Below are 22,060 nucleotides of genomic sequence, written 5' to 3'. Positions count from 1 at the left end.
ATCACTCGCGGGGGGCCTACCTGGAGGAGATACACGTGAGACGCCTGACGTTTTCCACGGCGTGGCTCGCCTCGCTGACACTGGCGCTGACACCGGTGCTGGCCGCCTGTAGCGGCGAGCGGCCCACCGCGCCCTCGGACAAGGCTCCGGCGGCGACCGGCGCCTCTCCGGTACGGGGCGGGCGCCTGGTCTACGGCCTCAGCGCCGACGCGGCGGGCTTCAACCCGGTGACCGACCAGTTCGCGACCACGAGCTACAGCATGGCCGGAACGATCATCGAGACCCTGGTCGGCGTGGACGCCGACGGCGACTGGAAGCCCGTCCTGGCCCGGTCGCTGACCCCCAACACCAACGCCGACGAGTGGACGATCAAGGTACGCCCGGGGATCACCTTCTCCACCGGGGAGCCGCTGGACGGGCGGACGGTCAAGGCCAACCTGGACGCGCAGAAGGCGTCCCCGCTGACCAGCACGGCCCTCACCCCGGTCGACTCCTTCGAGCTGATCGACCCGATGACCGTGAAGGTGAAGCTGAAGGGCCCGTGGGTGGCCTATCCCTACCATCTCGCCACCCAGATCGGCATGATGATTCCCCCCTCCGCGCTGGCCGACCCCAAGGCGGCCAGCCGCAAGCCGGTGGGAACCGGGCCCTTCCTCTTCAAGGAGCACACGCCCGGCAGCCGCATGGTCGTGACCAGGAACCCCGGCTACTGGCGCAAGGGGCTTCCCTACCTCGACGAGGTCGAGTTCCGCATCCTGCCCGACAGCCAGACCCGGGCGCAGACGCTGGAGGCCGGCGGGATCGACGCGATGGGCACCAGCCGCGACGACGACATCACCAAGTTCGGCGCGCTCAAGGACGCCTACACGATCAGGCGGACCACCGGTATGGCGGTTCCCGAGTACATGTTCATGCTGAACACCGCCGCGCCGCCCTTCGACGACCTCCGGCTGCGCCGGGCGCTGGCCTACGCCACCGACCGCAAGGCGGTCATCTCCACGCTGCGCGGCGGGCTGACCGAGGAGGCCGACGGCCCCTGGTCGAAGGACTCCAGGTGGTACGCCCCCGGCGGCGACTACCCCGCCTACGACCTGGCCAAGGCGAAGGCCCTGATCAGCGAGGTCGAGGCGGAGAAGGGCGAGATCACCTTCGAGGTGATCACACCGCCCGACCCCAACACCATGCAGGGCATCGAGCTGGCCCAGGACATGTGGCGCAAGGCGGGAGTGGAGGCGCGGATCAAGCAGGTCGACCAGGCGGACCTGGTGAACCGGGCCGTGACCGGTGACTTCCAGGCCACCGTGTGGACACAGTTCTCCGCTCCCGACCCCGACGGCGAGTACGTCTGGATGCACCAGAACTACGCCATGCCCGTCGGGAGCATCTCGCTGAACTTCAGCCGGCTCAAGGACTCCAGGCTCAGCCAGGCCCTCGACAGCGGCCGGAGCAACCCCCAGGACGACGTCCGCAAGGACGCCTACGCCACGGTCCAGCAGCGACTGCGCGAACTCGTCCCGTACGTCTTCGTCGACCACCTCAACACCGGAGCGGTGATCGCGAAGACCAAGGTCGGCGGCATCGGCGACTACCTCCTGCCCGACGGCGAGGCGGGGGTGCCGCTGACCGGGGCGCCCATCCCCTCCCATCCGTTCTCGCAGGTCTGGATCGGCAACCCGTGATCCTGCTCCGGCTGGTCCGCCTGCTGGTCGTGCTGCTCGTCGTCACCTTCCTGTCGTACGTGCTGCTCAACCTGCTCCCCGGCGATCCGACCACGCAGATCCTGGGCCTGTCGGCGAGCGAGGAGGCCCGCGCGCAGTTGCGCGCGGAACTCGACCTCGACCAGCCGCTGACGGTCAGGTATCTGGGCTGGCTCGGCGGCCTGGTCACCGGCGACATGGGAACCTCCTACATCACCAGCGTCCCGGTCGCCGAGGCTCTCGCCGAGCGGCTGCCCGTCACGCTGGAACTGCTGGTGGCCGCGCAGCTGATCGCGCTCGGCCTCGCCGTGCCCGTCGGGGTCGCGGCGGCCCGCCGGGCGGGGCGGACGCTGGACCAGGTGCTCACCACGCTGAGCTTCGGCCTGCTGTCGACACCGGTGTTCGTGCTGGGCGTGGTGCTGATCCTGGTCTTCGCCGTCAAGCTCCAGGTGCTCCCCGCCACCGGCTGGACCCCGATCTCCCTCGACCTGGGCTGGAACCTGACCTCGGTGCTGCTGCCCGCCGTCACCCTCGGCTGCGGGCAGATGGCCGTCTACGCGCGGCTGCTGCGCACCGATCTCATCGCCACCCTCCAGGAGGACTACATCACCCTGGCCCGCGCCCGGGGCCTGTCGCCCCGGCGCATCCTGTGGCGGCACGCGCTGCGGCCGTCCGCGATATCACTGGTCACCGCCGTCGGCCTCAACCTCGGGGCGCTCATCGGCGGAACAGTGATCATCGAGACGCTCTTCGGGCTGCCCGGCGTCGGACGGCTCATCGTCGACTCCATCTTCTCCCGCGACTATCTGACAGTGCAGGGAGGCGTCGTGCTGATCTCGGTCGGCTACGTGCTGGTCAACTTCGTCGTCGACCTGGTCTACGCGGCCGTCGACCCCAGGATCCGGCATGCCTAGGCGGCTGGGGTGGGGGTTCTGGCTCTCGGCCGCCTGGATCGCCCTGGTGCTCGGCGCCGCCCTCGCCGCCGACCTGCTGCCACTGCCACGCTACGACGAGACCCTGGCGGGGCCGCCCCAGGCCGGACCGAGCCTCGCGCACCCGTTCGGCACCGACGGCCTCGGCCGCGACGTGCTCAGCAGGGTCGTGCACGGCGCGCGGGTCTCGCTCGGCGTCGGCGTCGGGGCGGTGCTGCTCGGTCTGCTGGTCGGCGCGCCGCTCGGCGTCCTGGCCGGCTACCGCGGGCGGGCGACGGACTCGGTGATCATGGCCTTCAACGACATCGCGCTCGCCTTCCCCTCGCTGGTGTTCGCGCTGGCCGTGGTCGCCTTCGCCGGGGCGAGCCTGACCAACGTGCTGATCGTGCTGGGCGTGCTGGGCGTGCCCGCCTGGACCCGGCTGATCCGCGGCGCCACCCTGTCGTTCGCCGGCCGGGAGTTCGTGGTCGCGGCCCGCGCCTTGGGCGCGCGGGATCGGCGGATCCTGCTGCGGGAGATCACCCCCAACGTGGCCGTACCGGCCGCCTCCTACGCCTTCATCGGCATGGCGATCGCCGTGGTGGCCGAGGGCAGCCTCGCCTTCCTCGGGCTGTCGGTCCAGGCCCCCACCCCGACCTGGGGAGGGCTGATCAACGAGGGCCGCGCGGTGATGGACAACGCCCCGTTCGTCGTGCTCGCCCCCTCCTTCGTCATGTTCCTGACCGTACTGTCGTTCAACGTCGTCGGCGACCGGCTCCGGGCACTGACCGACATACGACAGAGCGGTCTGGAACCCGGGCGGCGCGTCCCCGCTCTCGCGCCCGCCGCCGGGAGCCGCACCACCGCAGCGGAGGACCGGGCAGGGGACGCCCTGCTCCAGGTCCGCGACCTGCGCACCCACTTCGTGACCGGGCGCGGCGTCGTCAGGGCGGTCGACGGCGTCTCCTTCACCCTGGAACGTGGCCGCACGCTCGCCGTGGTGGGCGAGTCGGGCTCCGGCAAGACCATGCTGATCCGCTCGGTGCTCGGCCTGCTGCCCGGCGCGGGCGTGCTGCGCGACGGAGAGGTCCTTCTGGAGGGACGCGACCTCACCACCCTGCCTCCGAAGGAGTTGCGCGGGGTGCTCGGCACCCGGCTGGCGACGGTCTTCCAGGACCCGATGACGGCGCTCAACCCGGTCAGGACCGTGGGCACCCAGGTGATGGAACCGCTCAGGGTACATCTGGGCATGAAGCGGAGGCAGGCGCGCGCCGCAGCCGCCGAACTGCTCGCCTCGGTCGGCATCCCCGAGCCCGCGCGGGTACTGCGCCGCTACCCGCACCAGCTCTCCGGCGGCATGCGGCAACGGGTGACGATCGCGATGGCGCTGTCCTGCGGCCCCGACGTGCTGTTCGCCGACGAGCCGACCACCGCGCTCGACGTCACCATCCAGGACCAGGTGCTGCGGCTGATCCACCGCCAGCGCCAGGAACGCGACATGGCCACGGTGCTGGTCAGCCACGACCTGGCCGTGGTCGCGCAGTGGGCCGACGAGGTCATCGTCATGTACGCGGGCAGGGTGGTCGAGCGCGGGCCCGCGGAGGCGCTGTTCGAGCGCACCCGCATGCCGTACACCGAGGCGCTGCTGCGGGCCGTCCCGCGGCTCACCGACCCCGCCCACCAGCCGCTCCGGCTCCTCGGCGGCCGCCCGCCGGACCTGGCGAACCCTCCCTCCGGGTGCGCGTTCAGCCCTCGCTGCCCGTACGCGCGGGAACGGTGCGGGGCCGAGGCACCTCCACTGGCCGAGGCGGAGACCCCCGGCCACCTGTACGCCTGCTGGTATCCGGAGCTGGTGGGCCGGGAGCGCGAGCTCGACCGCGGAATCGACATCGAAGGGGTGGACACCCGTGGCAGGTAGCGGAAGCGCCCATCTCCGTGCCCCCGAGGAGGTGCTGCTCCGGGTCGAGGACCTGGTCGTGGAGTTCCCTGCCGGCCACGGCCGCCGCGTGCACGCGGTCTCCGGAGTGAGCTTCGACGTGGCCAGAGGGGAGACGCTGGGCATCGTGGGCGAGTCGGGCTGCGGCAAGTCCACCGCCGCGCGGGCGTTGATGCAGCTTCCCGCGCCGCTGGGCGGCTCGATCAGGCTGGACGGCGTGGAGCTCACCGGCCTGCGCGGCGAGACGCTGCGCAGGACCCGCAGGCGACTTCAAATGATCTTCCAGGACCCGATCTCGTCGCTCAACCCCCGGCGGCGGGTCCGCGACATCGTCGCGGAGGGGCCACGCGTCTGGGGGACCGGGGAGGAGCGGGTCGACGAGATGCTGGAGGCGGTGGGCCTGGACCCGGCCACCGCCTCGGACCGGCGCCCGCACGAGTTCTCCGGGGGACAGTGCCAGCGGATCTCCATCGCGCGGGCGCTGGTGCTAGACCCGGAGGTGGTGATCTGCGACGAGCCGGTCTCCGCGCTGGACGTGTCGGTGCAGGCCCAGATCCTGAGCCTGCTGGAGGAGCTCAAGAAGCGCTACGGGCTGACGCTGGTGTTCATCGCCCACGACCTGGCGGTGGTCAAGAACGTCAGCGACCGCGTCCTGGTGATGTACCTCGGCAAGACCTGCGAGCTGGCCTCGGGCGACACCCTGGTCAGGCGGCCCGCCCACCCCTACACTCGGGCGCTGCTCGCCTCCGTCCCCCGGAGCGGCCTGGCCCTGCCCCCGGCGGACCGGCTGATCAGCGGGGAGCCCCCGTCCCCGGTGACGCCGCCCAGCGGGTGCCGCTTCCGGACCCGTTGCCCCGCGGCGGCGCCCAGGTGCGCCGCGGAGGAACCGCTCATGCGGCGGATCGGCCCCGACCAGTGGGTGGCCTGTCACCATCCGCAGACACCCGGGCGGGAGGAGCCACCGGTCAGCTGACGGGTTCCTGCCAGGCCGCGTCCCAGGTGGCGCGGTCGACGGCGCCGGTGACGGGCAGCCCCTTCTCCTTCTGGAACTTCGCGCAGACATCACTGGAGGCGGGGCCGTACAGACCGTCGACGTCGATGTTCCAGCCTCGGTCGCGCATCCGCCGCTGCCAGGTGCGGACGTCCTCACCCTTCATGATCGGCGGCTGCTTGAGGGTGCGGCCGGGGAAGGAGGGGTGCGGTTCCGGCGGGTTGGTGGTCCCTCCGCCGGGACGGGGGGCACCCCGCTTGACCCACGCGTACAGGGGCTCGCCGGGGCAGCTGGTCGAGTAGCCGTCGCGATGGCCCTTGATCTCCTTGCCCGCCCCGCCCTTGTCCCTGAGGTATTCGATGGCGTCGAGGATGCCGTGCAGGATGCCGTCGGTCGGCTTGGTGAGCCCCGACGAGCCGACCAGGCCGAGCACCGCGTAATGACCGCTGTTGAGACCGGCGCCGTTGGCGGCCGGCACGCGATTCGGACCTCGCCCCTCAAATACCTTCCGATGTGGACAAACCAGCATGGAATAACCAACGTCAATCCAGCCATTGCCATCCATGTGATGGTTCTGGATGGATTTCACAAGGGCAACGCACTTGGTGTGGTCGTTCACGATGTCCGGGCTGACCTGGCCACCCGTGTAGTGGACCTTCACTCCCCTGGTGGAGCTGAGCCTGCTGTAGGAACCGCGCGGCTGGCGGGCGCCCCACTCCCGGCGCGTAACAAGATCGATGGCCATGGAATGTCTCCACTGTCTGGGGGATACTGCCCTACCGGAGCGTAATGGCTGACACAACACCGCATGACGCTGTTAATCAACTGATCTTCCACCACATCAGGACATGGGAACACTCCAGACGGTCATCGGGCAGCGAAACAACCGCCTCCTAACCGCAACCAAGCGCCCTAAACCAGAAAATCACCAGCACTCCTCTCGTTAGCCCCACCCACCTGCATTACCTCCCATTTCAAGCGGACGTGGATAGCCTTTCCCTCATGGCCCTGATCCCCCTCACCCCTGACGACCCGGCCCGGCTCGGGGTCTTCCGGCTGGCCGGAAGGATCGGCGAGGGCGGTCAGGGCGTCGTCTATCTCGCGCACGCCCCCAACGGCGAGCGGGTGGCGGTCAAGGTGCTGTTCCGCGGCGACGGCGAGTCCCGGGCCCGGCTCGCCCGCGAGTTGTCCGCGCTGGAGAGCGTCGCGCCCTTCAGGGAGGGCGACGGCGGAGCCGACTGGGCGGAGCCGGTCAACGACTGCGAGGGACGGATCGTCCTGACCGGGGTCGAGGCCGACGAGCTGACCTTCGCCCTCGGCTCCGGCACCGGCCGCCTTCCGGGCACCGTGTGGCTCAGGCGCAAGGGCAACGCCCTGACCTACACCTGGAAGGACGTCCCCGGCCCCGGCCTGGTCACCGAGACCGGCGATCTGACCAGGAGCTGAACACGCCCTGGCCGGTCATGATGCCGACGATGACCACCACCGCGCCCAGCGGCTGATTCCACGTCAGCGCCTCGCCCAGGACGAGCACCCCGAGGACGACACCCACCAGCGGGGTCAGGTACGTCACCGTCGAGGCGGCCGTCGCCCCCCATCGGGCGATGACCGCGGTGTTCCAGATGTAGGCGAGCCCGGTACCCAGAATGCCCAGGGCGGCCATGCTCGCCACGACGGGCGGGTCCAGGCGCACCGGACCGCCTGCCAGCAGCGGGCTCAACGCGAGCATGACCAGGGCCGCCACGCTGATCTGGGCGGCGGCGACCGTGGGGGCGTCGTAGCCGTAGGAGACCACGAAGCGCCGCGTGTAGGCGAAGGCCAGGCCGTAACAGAACGTCGCCCCCAGGCAGGCCACCTGCGCCCACCCGGGGCCGGCGGCCCCGGTCAGGTTCCACGGGGCCAGGACGACGACGACACCGGCCGCGCCCAGCAGCAGGCCGAGCATCCCCGCCGCGCCCAGGCGCTCCTGGCGGAGCGCGGCCAGGGTCACGAACATCGTCATCAGCGGCGTCGTGGCGTTGTAGATACTGGAGAGCCCCGAGGGGATGTGCTGCCCGGCCCAGGCGAACAGCAGGAACGGCACCACGCACAGCAGCAGTGCGACCACTCCCAGGTGCACCCAGAGTCTCGCCTGCCTCGGCCATCTCCGGCGGGTGACCAGCATGATCGCATTGAGGGTGAGTGCTCCCAGCGTGAGACGGCCCAGCACCGTCTGGACGGGGGACAGGCCGGTGAGAGCGACCTTGATGAACAGAAAGCTGGCCCCCCAGGTCAGGGCCAGCGCGAGATATTGGGCGAGCACGGACCGGCTCGCGGCCGTCCGCACCTGTGGAGATGCCGGGGAGGTTCCTTCACGGGTCACCGGAGCAGTCTCATCAGGCCCGGACCATGTGTCCAATGAGTTTCCCCGCCAGTGTGATGAGATGTCCTCATGAGTGCCACGGTCGCGCAGCTCCGAGTCTTCACCGCCGTGATCGCGAACGGCGGCTTCGGCGTGGCCGCCGAGGAGCTCGGCATGTCCCAGTCGGCGGTCTCCCACGCGCTCGCCGCACTTGAGCGCGCTCTCGGCGCACCGCTGGTGCTGCGGCACGGAGGCGTGGGACCCACCGCCCTGGGGGCGACGATCCTGCCGCACGCCCAGGCGGCGCTCGCCTCGGTGGCCGCCATCGACGAGGCCGTCTCCGCACACCTGGGGCAGCACACCGGGGTTGTCCGCGTCGCCGCCCCGCCCACGGTCTGCTGCGGGCTGCTCCCCCAGCTCATGCGGACGTGGCGCGCGGAACTCCCCGGTGTCGAGGTGCAGGTCTTCGAGGGTGACGACGACGAGCTGTCCCCCTGGCTGGAGACCGGAGTCGTCGACGCCGCGATCCTCGTCGATCCACTGCCCCCTCCCCCCGCGCATGTGGTGGTGGGCCGCGACGCCTTCCACGCGGTGGTCCGCGCCGACCACCCCCTGGCCGGCCAGGAACACATCACGATGGCCGAGTTGGTGGAGGATCCGCTGCTCGTCTCCAAGGGGGGCTGCGAGCCGCAGACCCGCGTCCTGTGTTCCCTGGCGGGCGTCCCCTACGCTCCGGCCCAGCATGTGCGCGAACTCGGCACGCTCATCGGCATGATCGCCGCCGGTATCGGCGTCTCGACGGTTCCCGACCTCGGCCGCGGTCTCCTCACCCCCGGGCTCGTCATGATCCCGCTGAAGCCGTCCCTGACCCGCGCCCTCGTCCTCACCGGTCCGCTGACCCGCCCGCCGAGCCCCCTGGTCGACGCCCTGCTCCGCACCGCCCCCGAGGCTCCCGCGCCGCCGGCGGCCCCCTGAGCCCGGTCCCCTTGCGAAAACCCGTCGACCGGCGGACACCCCAAGAGGATCATTACCGCCATGTCCGTACTCAAGGAGGTCCACTTCTCCCCGGAGCCCCGCCCGGTGGAGCTGCCGATGAAGATCTGGCTCGACGACGCCGACTCCGCGGTGGACGTGATCGACGCCCTCGCGCTGTCGCCGTTCGCCACCGGGGTCCAGCCGTGGTCGTGCACCGCGAACCTGGAGCGGGTCCGTCCCGACGCCTCCCTCACCCCCGCCTCCGGGACGCTCCTCCGGGCGGCGACGGAGAAGGACGGCCGTGACTCGCGGCTGCTGCGCGGGGAGGGCTGGACGCTGCGCGTGGTCCGCCACCGCAACCGCGCCGCCACGGTCAGCGTGACCGCGGTCGACGAGGAACTGGCCCGCTCGGTGATCGACGAGATCATCAAGGACGCCGAGGAGCCCGCCCCCGAGAGCGACCACGTCGAGATGGGCTTCTGGTGGCAGGGGCCCCACGGCAGCCGCCGCTCGGAGAAGCCGATCACCGCCTCCCCCTGGGCGGAGATCTCCGGCAACTACGCCAGGTCGGTCAGCGAGCGGCTGTCGCGGCTGATGTCCGTCACCGCCTCCGACGCACACGGCAGGCTGGTCCTGCTGCACGGCCCGCCGGGCACCGGCAAGACCACGCTGCTGCGCACGCTCGCCCACGAGTGGCGGTCGTGGTGCCAGGTCGACTGCGTACTCGACCCGGAGCGGCTGTTCCACTCCCCCGGCTACCTCATGGAGGTCGCGGTCGGCTTTGACGAGGACGACGGTAAGCGGTGGCGGCTCCTGGTGCTGGAGGACTGCGACGAACTGATCAGGTCCGGCGCCAAGGAGGCCACGGGACAGGGCCTGTCACGCCTGCTCAACCTGACCGACGGGCTCCTCGGCCAGGGCCGTGACGTCCTGGTGGCCATCACCACCAACGAGGATCTGGCCCGTCTCCACCCGGCCGTCACCCGTCCGGGCCGCTGCCTCGCCCAGATCGAGATCGGTTCTCTCCCCTACGACGAGGCCGCCCACTGGCTCGGCGGCACCGAGGGGCTCTCTCCCGCCGGTGCGACCCTCGCCGAGCTCTTCGCGCTCCGCGACGGCGCGTTCAGCCGCACGGCCGTTCCCGAGAACACCGGCCTCTATCTCTGACGGGGGTGAACCGAGAGTGGTTCGCCTGGTCAGGCGGACTCGGTTCGGTGAGCCTCCGCCAGGTGAGCACTGTGAATCTCCGGGCCGTTGAGCCCTGGGGTCAGACCGTGCCCCTGGCCGGTAGCCGGAGCCGGACGACGTGGCAGGCGGCGCACGGCGCCGTCCTGGGCGAGACGGTACGAGGCTCGGCGGCGCGCGGTTTCCTCCGTGCGCAACAGAACGGGACGAGGCCAGGCGACATGCCCGCGGGAGCGGGCAATGCCCGTATCACTCTCCGGCCGTTACCCGAACAATTCGGGGAACGCCGCTTGTTGGTCCGCCCGGACGGCGGAACGGGCCAATGGCGGTCAAGGAGCAAACGGGGTCCGCGGTCCCGCTCGCCCACAATGCGAGACGCCCGAAATCATACGGTCCGCACAGCACGCCTTGCCTCACCCGAGAGTGTCGAGACCACACCCCAATGTGATCGACCATGTGTCGGTGACCACCTTCGAACGCGCCCGGATCTCTGGCGTGCCGACAAAACCGGGGACACGCGGCTCGCATTCCGGAGCGCGAGGAAGCCATTTTTCCTCCGGAAATCCCGCAACACGTTCGGTGACAGACACCGGGCATGTGTGAATTGTCCGACGAACCTCCGGAGCGGGTCTCACGGCACTCCTCCGCCGCCGTCCTCCTCCCGGCGGACCCGGCCCGCTCGCCGCTCTCCGCCGGAGTCTCATCCCAGTAGCTGCCACGACCAGCGGAAACGGGGCAGGGGGCGCGCCCGCACCCCGGAAGGACGTCACGGCCGACACGATGAAGCCCTCGAAACGAACGGCAGCGGAACGATGGACCGGAACGCCCCCAAGTGGCCGAAGTCGATTTTTTCCCAGCGACCGGGGTGGAACCCACCCGGAGGTCACGAAACTCCAAAGCGCTCGGACACCTCCATCCGGAAAACCCGCCAGGGGTAACCGGCAGATCCCGGGATACAGGACACCAAGGGGCTTCCGGCGCCGCCGCCGTTTTTAATCCCTCGCCGGCGGGAAGCATTTCCCAATGACGTGGAGACGCCGGAGTTCGGCCTTGGGTAATTAACCCGAGCAAGTGGATCTCCGGCGGACAGGGTTTCCCGGCGCGACGGCGAAAGGAGGGGCTAGAGTTTTACTACCGGGGAAGAGACGCGGGAGCCATCGTCGGCCGGGTTCACAGCCGCACACTCTGGCGCCAAGATTAAGGAGTGACACAATGGCACGTCAGCAAGTCGTCACGTTCACCGATGACATCACCGGGAAGCGGGCGGACGAGACCGTCTCGTTCGGCCTGGACGGGACCGCCTACGAGATCGACCTGAGCACGAAGAACGCCACAAAACTCCGCGAGGCCCTCAAGCCCTTCCAGTCCGCCGCTCGCAAGGCGAGCACCTCCCTGGGCCGCAAGGGCAGGGCGAAGGGTTCCGGCGGCAACCGCGAGCGGAGCGCCGAGATCCGGGCGTGGGCGAAGTCCCACGGAATCGAGGTGAGTGAGCGCGGGCGCATCGGAGGAAAGGTCGCCGAGGCCTTCGCGGCGGGCGACCCCAGTGTGGCCAAGGCGGCGACCAAGAAGACCCCGCAGACCACGTCCGGCCAGTAGTGGCCAGGCTCCCGGCCCCTTGGAGGTAGCGGCGTCACAGCCGACCGGGAGTACGTGGAGCGACCCCGAGGTGCCCCTCATGCTCCGGAGGGGTATGCACTCTTGGTCCTGTATTCGGGCCATCATCTCCAGGGGGCGTTCTTCGATGAGTGAGGTCACACAGATCTGCTCGGACCTGATCAGATTCGACACCACCAATCCCGGCTCCGGCGAACGCCCGGCGGCCGAGCACGTCGCCACCCTGTTGTCGGAGGCCGGCATCGAACCTGTGGTGTTCGAGTCGGCCAGGCACAGGACCAGCGTGGTCGCCAGGATCCCCGGCGACTCGTCCGACGCCCTGCTGATCCACGGTCATCTCGACGTGGTCCCCGCCCACGCCCCCGACTGGCGGGTTCATCCGTTCTCCGGGGAGGTCTTGGGCGGCTGCGTCTGGGGCCGGGGCGCGGTCGACATGAAGGGCACCCTGGCCATGACGCTCACCCTGGTCCGCGAGTGGGCGCGGCGCGGGGTACGGCCCGGGCGGGACGTGGTGCTGGCGTTCCTCGCCGACGAGGAGGCCACCGGCGAGTACGGCGCGCGATACGCGGTGCGACACCACCGCGAACTGTTCGACGGCTGCACCGAGGCGATCAGCGAGTCAGGCGGTTACAGCGTCGAGGCTCCCGGAGCACGGATCTACCCGGTCGCGGTGGGCGAGCGCGGCACCGCCTGGATGAGACTCACCGCGACCGGCGTCGCGGGCCACGGCTCCCGCCCGCCGGCGGACAACGCGGTGGCCGAACTCTGCCACGCCATGTCCCGGATCGCCTCTCACCGCTGGCCGGTGCGGCTGACGCCCGAGGTGGCGACGCTGATCGAGAGCCTGTCGGACATCCTCGGCGAGCGCATCGACCTCGACCGGCTGGAGGAGGAGGCCGAACGGCTCGGCCGGGTCGGCTCCCTGTTCGGGGCGCAGATCCGGAACTCGGCGAACCCGACGATGCTCCAGGCGGGCTACAAGGTCAACGTGGTTCCCGGCACCGCCGTGGGCCACGTCGACGGGCGGTTCCTGCCGGGGGGCCGGGAGGAGTTCCTGGAGACGATCGACCGCCTGCTCGGCCCCCGGGTGAGGCGGGAGTTCGTCAACCTGGAGGACGCCCCCTCCGCCCCGATGGACTCACCCTTCTTCGAGCGGCTCGGCGCGGCCCTGGTGGCCGAGGACCCGGCGGCGCGGCCGGTGCCGTACGTGATGTCCGGCGGCACGGACGCCAAGTCCTTCGCGGGGCTCGGTATCAGGGGTTACGGCTTCGCCCCGCTGATGCTCACCCCGGAACTCGACTACTTCGGCATGTTCCACGGCGTGGACGAGCGCGTTCCCGTCGAGGGGCTGGAGTTCGGCGTCCGCGTCCTCGATCGTCTTCTCACCTCTCCCGCCGCCTCAGCGGGCCACAGCACCGATCCCGGATAAAACAGGGCGCTCCCCATCACGATCGAGCCCTGCCGGGCACTTCCGGATACATGCCGGACACGGCCCGCCTGAAACTGGGGCATCATGGCTCACGTGCCGATTCTCATATACCCCTCGGTGACCGGCCGGTCTGGTGACGGGACGCGAACGCTGGCGCGGCGCCATCCCGCCCCCCTCGGGGACGCCACCGAACCATCCCGTGCGAGCGACGGGCGGGCATCCTGCACCGCTCCGGAGAGTGGTGCGGATCGGGAGCGTCACGGTGAATGAGAACGGCACGGGGCTGCCCGCCTGGCACGAGGGCGGCACCCCCCCGCCGGGCGCCCTGCCGGACCTGCCGGGGACGCGACCGGACTCGGCCACCGGCCTGCGTGCAGCCGACGGCAAGGTCGCTGCAAGCGCTCCACCCGATGATGACGAGGTGACGCGCGACGGAGGCGACCAGGCGATGGGCCGGACAGTGACCGAGGAGCGCAGGACCGGGCTGATGGACCGCCTGCGCAAGGATCTGAGAAACCCCCTGTTCCTACAGGGCTACGCACTGATGATCAATACCGGGATCACCGCCGTGCTGGGCCTCGGCTACTGGTTCCTCGCCACGCACCTGTACACCGCCGCCGCGTTCGGTGAGGGCCAGGCCGTGATCAGCGCGATGCGGCTGTTCGCCTCTCTGACCGGGCTCGCCTTCGCGGGCGCGCTGGCCAGGTTCATCCCGGTGGCCGGCCGCCGCACCGCCGAGTTCGTCCTGCGCGGCTACGCGATCGCCGGGGCCACCGGCCTGGTGGCGGCGTTGGGGTTCCTGCTGACGTTGCCGGTGTGGGGGGCGGTCTACGCCGACCTCGCCGGGTTCGGGCCCGGACTGTTCTTCCTCGTCTCGGTTCTCGTCTGGACGATCTTCACTCTCCAGGACGTGACCCTGGCCGGGCTGCGCAAGGCCGTCTGGGTGCCGGTCAACAGCCTGGCGTTCGGCCTGGTCAAGATGGGCATGCTCGCCGCGCTCGCGGTCGCGCTGCCGGAGGGCGGCCTCTTCGGCGGGATCTTCGTCTCGTGGATCGTGCCGACGGCCATGGCGCTGATCCCGATCAGCTGGTTCATCTTCGGCGTCATCATCCCCAGGCACGTCAAGAACACCGAGGAGAGCGCCGCGAACCCGCCGCGCCTGCGCGAGGTGGGCCGTTTCCTGGCCGGAGACTTCCCCGGCGCGTTCTCCATCCTGCTGATCCTCTATCTGGTCCCGGTCATCATCGCGGGCTGGCTCGACGACGCGCCGACGTTCGGCTACTTCTCGATAGCCCACACGCTGGGCTCCATGATCGGGCTGCTGGCGGCCAACATGGCGGTGTCCCTGACGGTCGAGGGATCCTTCAACGCCGCCCAGCTGGCGCAGAGCGTGCGCAACGCGCTGCGCCGCACCTTCCTGATCGTCGGACCGGTCATCGCGGTGGTCGTGGTCGGCGCGCCCCTGATCCTGAGCGTGTTCGGCCCCGGGTTCGCCGAGGCGGGCACACCGCTGCTCCGCCTGATGGCGATCGCCGTACTCCCCCAGACGGTGATCGAGATCTGCCTCAGCATGCTGCGCGCGCAGAGCGAGGCCCGCAAGCTCGCACTCGTCCAGATCGGGATGGCGGTGCTGGTCCTCACCTCGATCGTCTTGCTGTTCCCCCTCTTCGGGATCGCCGCGGTGGGCTACGCGATGCTCGGCAGCCAGCTCCTGGTCGCGCTACTGATCCTCCCGAACATCCGCAGAGTGATCAACCACGGCAGGGCGTCCCAGGTCGTCGCAGGTTAGGGACGGCGTGGCTCTGTTTGCAGTCTTGATCTCGTACGTGATAGACGGTCTCCAGTGACTCCTGAGCACATTGTGGCGAAGCGGACAGGCCGCCGCTGCCTTCCGCTGCCCTCCAACCGTCTGGGGCTGTATCTGGCCCTGCGGCACTGGTGCAGCCCCGGCCAGCGGTTGCTGATGTCGCCGCTGTCGGCCGACGAGATCCTCTTTCTCGTGCTCGCCGCCGGACTGCGCCCGGTCATCGCCCCGCTCTCCGCCGACGACGGCAACATCGACGCGGGCGCCGTCGACCTCGACGCGGTCGACGCGGTGCTGACCACCAACCTGTACGGCCTGCCGGACCGGGTGAGGGCGTTCACGGGCAAGATCCTGATCGAGGACGTCGCGCACGCGATGGAGACGAGCGTGCACGGCAGGCCGCTGGGCACCTTCGGGGTGGCGGGCGTGTTCAGCCTGTCCAAGCACGCCGGAGCGGGTTCCGGTGGAGTGATCGCGGTCGAGCGCCTGGAGGACCTGCGCACCCTGGAGCGCGACCGTGACCGGCTGCTGCAGCCGGGTGCCTTCAGGAAGGAGGTCCACAGCGTGCTGACCTCGGTGGGCCGGCACACCGCGCTGCGCCTGAACATGGTCCGCCCGGCGCTGAGGGCGATGCGCGCGTTCGGCATGGAGGAGGAACGCGAGGGCTACCGGATCGCTCCGCGTCCGGCGGACCTGGTCAGGGCGCTGGAGTACGCGCCGCAGCTACCGGCGTTCGACTCCTGGGTCCAGGCCGACCTGCACGACTACCGGGCCAGGCGCGGCCACCTCTCAAGCTGGTACCAGTCCAGGCGCCTGCGGACGCTGCCCAGGCAGCGGTCGCGGCGGATCGCCGGCGTCTCGGCGCTGGCCGCGCTGCCCACCGTGGCGCCGGCCGTCCACCGGCACCTGGATCAGCCGCTGTTCCGGGTCCCGCTGCTGGTCTCGGGCCGGGACGAGGCCATCGCCGAACTGGAGCGACACGGGGTCGCCACCGGATACCTCTACGACCCGCCGTACGACAGCTACCTGCCCGGGTTCACCAGCCCCTCGCCGGAGCCCGAGATCGCGCGCTGGTGGGGCCGGCACGTGCTGCCGGTCGATCCGCTCTACGCCCACCGCGCCCTGCCGGTCGTCGAACGGCTCGTCCCGGCCGTCCCACCGCCCCATCCCCAGGTTTCCCCGGTGCTGCCGAGTCCGACCATTTTCGATATCGCTTAGCAGGTAAGGTAATATTTAGGTAGATTTACTGCATCGGGTGGCGGCAACAGGGGGCGCCGCCCGGTTCCGGGACGGTTCCCTCGCCCCGTGACGCACGCCACCCATGTCCACGGGTCAGCCGGATCGCGCGTGCTCCGCCCCGAGGACGACGTTCGGTTCCCCAACCCGGGCTTCGAGAAAGGATCGCCTCCTCGTGAACGGTAGGTTGACGCGCACCGCAGGCACGGTCGCCGGTCACCCCGGCGCGACGGGAGGGGTCGCATGAGGGTCAACGTCATCCGGCCCGCGGAGCTGGGCCCGGACGAGGTCGCGGCCTGGCGCGAGATGCAACGCTCCAGCCCGCACCTCGCCAACCCCTTCCTCAGCCCGGACTTCACGATCGCGATGGGTGAGGTCCACACCGGGGCGCGGGTGGCGGTGATCACCGAGTCGGACGGGCCCGTCGGGTTCTTCCCCTTCGAGCGGCACGGTGGCGGAGTGGGCGCCGCCCTGGGCGGATGGGTCTCGCTCTCCCAGGGCGTGGTCCACGTGCCCGGTGCCGAATTCGACTCCAACACCCTGCTCAAGGAGTGCGGGCTGAGCGTGTGGGAGTTCGGCTGCATGGTCGACCGGCAGCCCTGGTTCCAGCCGTTCGAGACGCTCAGGCAGGATGCCGTGGTCCTCGACTTCGCCGACGGCTACCCGGCCTTCCTCGACGAACTGCGCGAACGCTCTCCGAAGTTCGTCAAGAGCACCCTGTACAAGGAACGGAAGCTGGGCCGCGACGTGGGCGAGATCACCTCCGAGTTCGCGGTGCGCGACACGGAGCAGTTCCGGCTGCTGCGGGAGTGGAAATCGGCCCAGTACCAGCGGATGGGCCGCCCCGACCGCTTCGCCAGGTCATGGGTCGTGGAGCTGACCGAGCGCCTGCACGCCGTCGACACCCCCGACTTCGCCGGGCCGCTGTCCATGCTGTACGCGGACGGCAGACCCGTCGCGGGCCACTTCGGGCTGCGCACCGACACGATGATGATCGGCTGGTTCCCCGCGTACGACCCCGACTACGCCAAGTACTCCCCCGGCCTGATCCAGCACCTGCACATGGTCGAGGCCGCCGCGAAGATCGGTGTCAGCTCGCTGGATCTCGGCATCAGTAACGGCTCGGAGTACAAGGACGCACTGTGCAGCAGGACCGTCCCGGTCACCGAGGGCATCGTGCGCCGCCGTTCGGCCGGCGCGGCGGCGCACTGGCTACGCACCGCACCGGTCCGCCGCGTGCGGCGCTTCATCCTTGACAGCCCGGCCCTGTACGGCGCCGCCGACAGGGCCATGAAGCGGTACGGGCGGCTGCGCACCCGAGGGAAGGCCCAGTGAGCGGTCAGAACGGCAGCCGCGAGCTTGAGGCGGCCATGCGAGACCGGATCGGCCAGGAGTGCCTGCACGTGCCCTCCGCCAGGTTCGGTCTGCTCCTGGCGCTGCGTCACTGGTTCGAACGCGGCGACAGGGTGCTCATCTCACCGACGAACTGCGAGACCGTGCTGTTCGTCGTGCTGGCCGCCGGGCTGGAACCGGTGATGGCGCCGGTCTCCTGGCGTGACGGCAACATCGACGTCCCCAACATCGACTGGAACGGCCTGGCCGGTGTCGTCACCACGCACCTGTACGGCCAGCCCGACCGGGTCACCGAGCTGCGGGCCGAGTGCGACCGGCGCGGCGTGATCCTCCTCGACGACGCGGCACACGCCATGCAGACGACGGTGGGCGGCCGCGCCGCGGGCACGTTCGGCACCGCCGGGGTGTTCAGCCTCGCCAAGCACGGGCGGGCGATGTCCGGCGGGTTCCTCACCGCGCGGGACCCGGCCGCACTGCCCGAGCTGGCCCGGGCCAGGGACGAGTCACTGCTCCCCGGCGGGGCGCGCGCCCAGTTGCTCGGCACGCTGCGGCCCGTGCTGCGCGAGACGATCTACCGCACCGGGCTGGTCCGGCCGATGTGGCACGCCCTCAAAGCGCTCGGCCTCGTCCAGTGGACCGGGCACCGCTGCCCGCCCCGCGAGAAGGAGCTGCGCGCGGCCCTCGCCGGCGATCCGGTGGACCTGCGTGCCCTGGACCACTGGCTGCGGATCGACCTCGACGACTGGCGGATGCGCCAGGGGCCGCTGCTCCGCCGCTACCAGCGCTCCCGCTTCCGGGTGATCGACCGCGAGCGCGGTCGGCGGGTGGCCGGGGTCGAACTACTGCGTACCCTGCCCTGGGCGGCCGAGGGCGTCCGCGACGCGGCGCCACAGCCGCTGCTGCGGGTGCCCCTGCTGGTCGAGAACCGCGACGAGGTGGTCGCCCGGCTGGAGAGCCGGGGCGTGGTGCCCGGCTTCATCTACGACCCTCCGCTGGACGACTACCTGGAACTGGTGCCCGAGGGGCCGTCCTCGGAGATCGCCCGCTGGTGGACCGGCCATGTCCTGCCCGTCGACCCGCTCCGCGCCGCCCGGATGGCCGGCCTGCTGACCGAACTCGACGTCCGCCCCGCCCCCCGCCCGTTCACGGCCTCGCAACAGCCGGCCTGAGCAGGTCGCGGGCCTCCTTTCTCGGAGGAGGCCCGCCATGTCGCCTGGGGTCTCCACGGCACGGCTGCCGGCAGGGTGCCGAGGGTGGCTGCGCCTCCGACTCGTCCCGGCCCGGTACCGGCCCCCTCGACGTCCGGCCGAGCCCCGAACTCTCACCTGGCGCCTGCCAGGCTGCCCGCGCGCATCCCGGCCAGTTCGAGCACCAGCTCGAACCAGACCTTGTTGGCCCCCGCCTCCCTGACCAGGCCCCAGCGGTGGGCCAGCGCCTCCAGCAGGGGCAGGCCGCGGCCCCCCGTCGCGTCCGCCGAGGCGCGGCAGAGGCAGGGAGCCTCTGAGGAGCCCTCGTCCTGGACGCAGACCCGCACGCCGGTCGCCGAGTAGGCCACGGTGACCGTGAACGCCCCGCCGTCCCCGGAGCGGGAGTGGATCACCGCGTTGGTGGCGATCTCACTGGTCAGCAGGACACAGTCGTCATGGAGGGGATGGTCTCGCCCCAGGGTCATCGAGACCAGGCGGCGGGCTCTGACCACCTGGTCCGGGGAGCCCGCAAGGCGGAGAACCCATTCGCTGCCGTCGTACTCCGACGAGTCCATATGCCCCCTCCGATGCCGTTCCTGCCTTTGGGAAGACGCGGAGCTCGAAAGGGAAGATGTCTCGGAAAAGTAGGAATGCGATCACTTACCGGATAGACAGGTGGGGCTTGCCAGACGGGCCTTCCGCTGCATGCCCGCACCTGCCGTACCGTGCGGTTTCACCCGTCACATCCGGTGCCAGCGGGCCTCGAAGAAACAGTAGACCGCGAACAGCAGCAGGCCGATCGCGACGACCCCGAGCAGCCACGGACCGGCCGGGGTGTCGGCCAGCGAGCGCAGCGTCGAGTCGATGCCCTTGGCCTTGTCGGGGTCGTAGGTGATCGCGGCCTGGATGACGAAGACGCCGGCGACCGCGGCGATCACACCGCGGGCGAGGTAGCCGGCCATGCCGAGTTTCTCGGCCAGGTCACGCGCCTTCGGCGGCATCTCGCCGGTGCGCAGGTCCTGGAGGAACTTCTTCTTCCAGCCCTTGTGGATCCAGTAGGCCCCAAGGGCGATGACGCCCAGTCCGACCAGGCCCACGATGAACTGCCCGCCGGGCAGTTCCATCAGCTTGGCCGTGAGGTCCTTGGACTGACTGTCCGTCGAGCTTCCCGAGTCTCCGCGCAGCACGACCCCGAGCAGCGTGGCCACGATCAACCCGTAGACCACCGTGCGCGCCGCGGCCTCCACCCGGTCCTTGGTCTGGCCCCGGCCGATGACGGCCTCGGACAGCTGCCAGAGGACCAGGGCCGCGAAGCCGACGACCATGAGCCAGAGCAGCACCATGCCGAACGGCTGCTCCGCCACCGTCTCGATGGCCCCGGTCTTGTCGGCCTCCTTGCCACCGCTGCCACCGCCGAAGGCGATCTGCAGGGCGAGAAAACCGATCAGCCCGTAAAGGACCCCCCTGCAGGCCAAACCGACCCGCGCCAACCTGTCCAGCGTCTGACTGTTGGCCGCTCTGTGAGCGGCACCTGCCACCTGAGTCTGAGGGCTGTTCATGGCTATGCGCACTAACCCGCGGAAGGCCGGATAAACCTTACTACTCGGGCATTGCGTCCAGCCTGCGCAGGATGACGCCCTCGCGCAACGCCCACGGGCACACCTCCAGCTGGGCCACTCCGAACAGGTCCATGGTGGCGTCGGCGACGATGGCTCCGGCGGGCAGTTGCGGCGCCCGCCCCTCCGACACCCCGGGCAGCTCGGCCCTCTCCCCCGTGCTCATCCTGGCCAGCCGGTCGGTCCAGCCGACCAGGTCCGCGTGCCCGAGCACCCGGCGTACGTTCACCCCCTCGTGTGAGGGTGCCGCGCCGGCGATCCTCGCGAGCTGCCTGAACGTCTTGGACGTCGCCACCGCGTGATCCGCCTGGCCGTACCGCGACACCTTGCCCACCACGCGGGCGATCTCGGCCCGCACGTGCCTGCGCAGTGCCCGCACCTCGTCGGTCGGTGGCGGGTCGGCGGTGAAGTGGTCGCGGGTGAGACGGCCGGCCCCCAGCGGCAGCGACACCGCCACGTCGGGCTCCTCGTCGATCCCCGAGGCGATCTCCAGCGACCCGCCGCCGATGTCCAGCACGAGCAGCCGCCCGGAGGACCACCCGAACCAGCGGCGCACCGCCAGAAACGTCAACCTCGCCTCGTCCTGGCCGGACAACACCTCGATGTCGACCTGCGTGGCGGCCTTGATCCCGGCGAGGACCTCCTCACCGTTCACCGACTCCCTGATCGCGGAGGTCGCGAAGGCCATAAGGTCCTCGACCCCCTTGTCCTCGGCGATCCGCAGCGCCTCCTCGACGAACTCCCGCAACCGCGTCGCGCCCTCCGCCGACAGGCGGTTGCCCTCGTCCATGTGCTCGGAGAGCCTCAGTTCCTCCTTGTGGGAGTACGCCGGTAGCGGCCGGGCCCCCCGATGTGCGTCCATCACCAGCAGATGAACCGTGTTGGAACCGATGTCGAGAACGCCCAGTCGCATGGGATGAAGCTACTACCGTTCGAAGTCCCGTTCGCCCGGGGTTCGTACGTGGACGCTCACCGCGTATCCACCACCGTCGTAGGGTGCGCCGTCCCAAGTCGCCAGGCGCCGCAGCGGGGCGAGCCCCGAGGCCCGGCACCAGGCGTCGTAGTCGTCCAGGGTGACCGTGGCGGAGGCGAGCGGAAGGTGCGCTGCGTCCAGCCCGAACCCGCTCACCAGCAACCCGCCGGGCCGCAGCAGTGCCGCGAGCCCGGCGACGGTCCGCGCCTCGGTCCCGGGGGCCAGCAGGGGGATGACGTTGCCCGCGGCGACGACCATGTCGAAGCGCTCGCCCCGCCCACGCCGCTCGCCGGACACGGCCCGCTCCGCCGGCTCCGCGAACTCCGCGGAGCCGGCGAGATCACCGAGGTCGCTGAGGTCGGCCAGGATCCAGGGCAGCTCCGGTGCGGCCCGCCGGGCGACCTCCAGCATGGACGCGTCGAGGTCGACGCCCACGCAGTCGTATCCCAGCTCCGCCAGCCGGATCGCCACCCGCCCGGTCCCGCACCCGGCGTCCAGCACCCGCGCGCCCGGCGGCAGCAGCCCCGCGCACAACCGTGCCTCGCCGTGCGTGTCCGCCCCCGACTCGGCCAGCCTGGCGAACCTCGCCGCGTACCGCTCCCCGGCGTCGTCTCCCGCGATGTCCGCCCAGCGGCTTCTCTGTTCCATCGAACCAGGGTCCCATCCCCGGCAGGAGCCGCTCACAGCGGCCGGGCCGGGCATGGGCCCGCGACGGCGTTCGCGGACACCACCGCACGCCACCTGTCCATAGGGCTGTCCGGATGCGGCCACTATAAGAAATAGATCTTGTCAATATGGGCAATTATTGCGAA

At 70.5% G+C, this 22,060-nt stretch carries 19 protein-coding genes; 13 read left to right on the top strand and 6 right to left on the bottom strand.

The window, feature by feature from the left end:
- Positions 1-35: 35 nt before the first annotated feature.
- Genes ACFQVD_RS04625 through ACFQVD_RS04610 form a run of 4 tightly spaced genes read left to right on the top strand, consistent with a single transcriptional unit; the run spans position 36 to position 5,517 of the window.
- Positions 36-1,679 carry an ABC transporter substrate-binding protein gene (locus tag ACFQVD_RS04625; RefSeq protein ID WP_343965360.1) on the top strand — a complete coding sequence of 548 codons (1,644 nt, stop codon included), beginning with the start codon at positions 36-38 and terminating at the stop codon, positions 1,677-1,679.
- Positions 1,676-2,611 (top strand): ABC transporter permease, encoded by a 936-nt coding sequence (locus ACFQVD_RS04620; RefSeq protein ID WP_343965357.1) that lies wholly within the window; start codon positions 1,676-1,678, stop codon positions 2,609-2,611. Before ACFQVD_RS04625 ends, ACFQVD_RS04620 begins: the two co-directional genes overlap by 4 nt.
- A complete protein-coding gene (locus ACFQVD_RS04615) occupies positions 2,604-4,526 on the top strand; it encodes a dipeptide/oligopeptide/nickel ABC transporter permease/ATP-binding protein (protein ID WP_343965355.1) in 1,923 nt (640 codons plus the stop codon). The genes ACFQVD_RS04620 and ACFQVD_RS04615 overlap by 8 nt, the downstream gene beginning before the upstream one ends.
- The gene (locus ACFQVD_RS04610) at positions 4,516-5,517 is read left to right on the top strand and encodes an ABC transporter ATP-binding protein (protein WP_343965353.1); all 1,002 of its coding nucleotides are present in this window, start codon (positions 4,516-4,518) and stop codon (positions 5,515-5,517) included. Before ACFQVD_RS04615 ends, ACFQVD_RS04610 begins: the two co-directional genes overlap by 11 nt.
- Here ACFQVD_RS04610 and ACFQVD_RS04605 read toward each other — a convergent pair.
- Positions 5,510-6,013 carry a peptidoglycan-binding domain-containing protein gene (locus ACFQVD_RS04605; protein ID WP_343965351.1) on the bottom strand — a complete coding sequence of 168 codons (504 nt, stop codon included), beginning with the start codon at positions 6,011-6,013 and terminating at the stop codon, positions 5,510-5,512. The genes ACFQVD_RS04610 and ACFQVD_RS04605 overlap by 8 nt on opposite strands.
- 524 nt (positions 6,014-6,537) lie before the next feature.
- Here ACFQVD_RS04605 and ACFQVD_RS04600 point away from each other — a divergent pair.
- Entirely contained in the window at positions 6,538-6,981 is a 444-nt protein-coding gene (locus ACFQVD_RS04600; protein WP_343965349.1) for a hypothetical protein, read from the top strand.
- On the opposite strand, the gene ACFQVD_RS04595 is transcribed toward ACFQVD_RS04600, so the two are convergent.
- Positions 6,950-7,897: a DMT family transporter gene (locus ACFQVD_RS04595; protein WP_343965346.1), complete on the bottom strand. Its 948-nt coding sequence runs from the start codon at positions 7,895-7,897 to the stop codon at positions 6,950-6,952. The genes ACFQVD_RS04600 and ACFQVD_RS04595 overlap by 32 nt on opposite strands.
- Before the next feature lie 69 nt (positions 7,898-7,966).
- Here ACFQVD_RS04595 and ACFQVD_RS04590 point away from each other — a divergent pair, with 69 nt between their 5' ends.
- From ACFQVD_RS04590 to ACFQVD_RS04555, 8 genes are all read left to right on the top strand, one after another.
- Positions 7,967-8,851, top strand: coding sequence for a LysR family transcriptional regulator (locus ACFQVD_RS04590; RefSeq protein WP_343965344.1), 885 nt, complete (start codon positions 7,967-7,969; stop codon positions 8,849-8,851).
- A gap of 60 nt (positions 8,852-8,911) precedes the next feature.
- Entirely contained in the window at positions 8,912-10,018 is a 1,107-nt protein-coding gene (locus ACFQVD_RS04585) for a DUF5925 domain-containing protein (protein ID WP_343965342.1), read from the top strand.
- Positions 10,019-11,248: 1,230 nt separating this feature from the next.
- Positions 11,249-11,632 (top strand): histone-like nucleoid-structuring protein Lsr2, encoded by a 384-nt coding sequence (locus tag ACFQVD_RS04580; protein WP_343965340.1) that lies wholly within the window; start codon positions 11,249-11,251, stop codon positions 11,630-11,632.
- A gap of 145 nt (positions 11,633-11,777) precedes the next feature.
- A complete protein-coding gene (locus tag ACFQVD_RS04575; protein WP_343965338.1) occupies positions 11,778-13,079 on the top strand; it encodes a M20/M25/M40 family metallo-hydrolase in 1,302 nt (433 codons plus the stop codon).
- 262 nt (positions 13,080-13,341) lie between these two features.
- Positions 13,342-14,868, top strand: a complete 1,527-nt coding sequence (locus tag ACFQVD_RS04570) for a lipopolysaccharide biosynthesis protein (protein WP_343965335.1) — start codon at positions 13,342-13,344, stop codon at positions 14,866-14,868.
- A 72-nt stretch (positions 14,869-14,940) separates the two neighbouring features.
- Positions 14,941-16,101 carry a DegT/DnrJ/EryC1/StrS family aminotransferase gene (locus ACFQVD_RS04565; protein WP_343965333.1) on the top strand — a complete coding sequence of 387 codons (1,161 nt, stop codon included), beginning with the start codon at positions 14,941-14,943 and terminating at the stop codon, positions 16,099-16,101.
- A gap of 261 nt (positions 16,102-16,362) precedes the next feature.
- Positions 16,363-17,454, top strand: coding sequence for a GNAT family N-acetyltransferase (locus ACFQVD_RS04560; protein ID WP_343965331.1), 1,092 nt, complete (start codon positions 16,363-16,365; stop codon positions 17,452-17,454).
- Complete coding sequence (locus tag ACFQVD_RS04555; protein WP_343965329.1) at positions 17,451-18,641, top strand: DegT/DnrJ/EryC1/StrS family aminotransferase; 1,191 nt, start codon at positions 17,451-17,453, stop codon at positions 18,639-18,641. The genes ACFQVD_RS04560 and ACFQVD_RS04555 overlap by 4 nt, the downstream gene beginning before the upstream one ends.
- Before the next feature lie 152 nt (positions 18,642-18,793).
- Here the strand turns inward: ACFQVD_RS04555 and ACFQVD_RS04550 are convergent, their stop codons facing one another.
- The 4 genes from ACFQVD_RS04550 to ACFQVD_RS04535 form a co-directional block, all read right to left on the bottom strand.
- On the bottom strand, positions 18,794-19,234 hold the full coding sequence (locus tag ACFQVD_RS04550) for an ATP-binding protein (RefSeq protein WP_343965327.1): 441 nt from the start codon (positions 19,232-19,234) through the stop codon (positions 18,794-18,796).
- A 165-nt stretch (positions 19,235-19,399) separates the two neighbouring features.
- Positions 19,400-20,149, bottom strand: a complete 750-nt coding sequence (locus tag ACFQVD_RS04545; RefSeq protein ID WP_343965325.1) for a DUF1206 domain-containing protein — start codon at positions 20,147-20,149, stop codon at positions 19,400-19,402.
- Positions 20,150-20,258: 109 nt separating this feature from the next.
- Positions 20,259-21,188 (bottom strand): Ppx/GppA phosphatase family protein, encoded by a 930-nt coding sequence (locus ACFQVD_RS04540; protein ID WP_343965322.1) that lies wholly within the window; start codon positions 21,186-21,188, stop codon positions 20,259-20,261.
- 12 nt (positions 21,189-21,200) lie between these two features.
- Positions 21,201-21,896, bottom strand: coding sequence for a class I SAM-dependent methyltransferase (locus tag ACFQVD_RS04535; protein WP_343965320.1), 696 nt, complete (start codon positions 21,894-21,896; stop codon positions 21,201-21,203).
- Positions 21,897-22,060: the final 164 nt, after the last annotated feature.

This window comes from Streptosporangium amethystogenes subsp. fukuiense, assembly GCF_042665875.1.
In the GTDB taxonomy this organism is placed as follows: domain Bacteria; phylum Actinomycetota; class Actinomycetes; order Streptosporangiales; family Streptosporangiaceae; genus Streptosporangium; species Streptosporangium fukuiense.
Note: the sequence above shows the minus strand (reverse complement) of the source record. Positions and strands in the feature narration are given on the sequence as shown.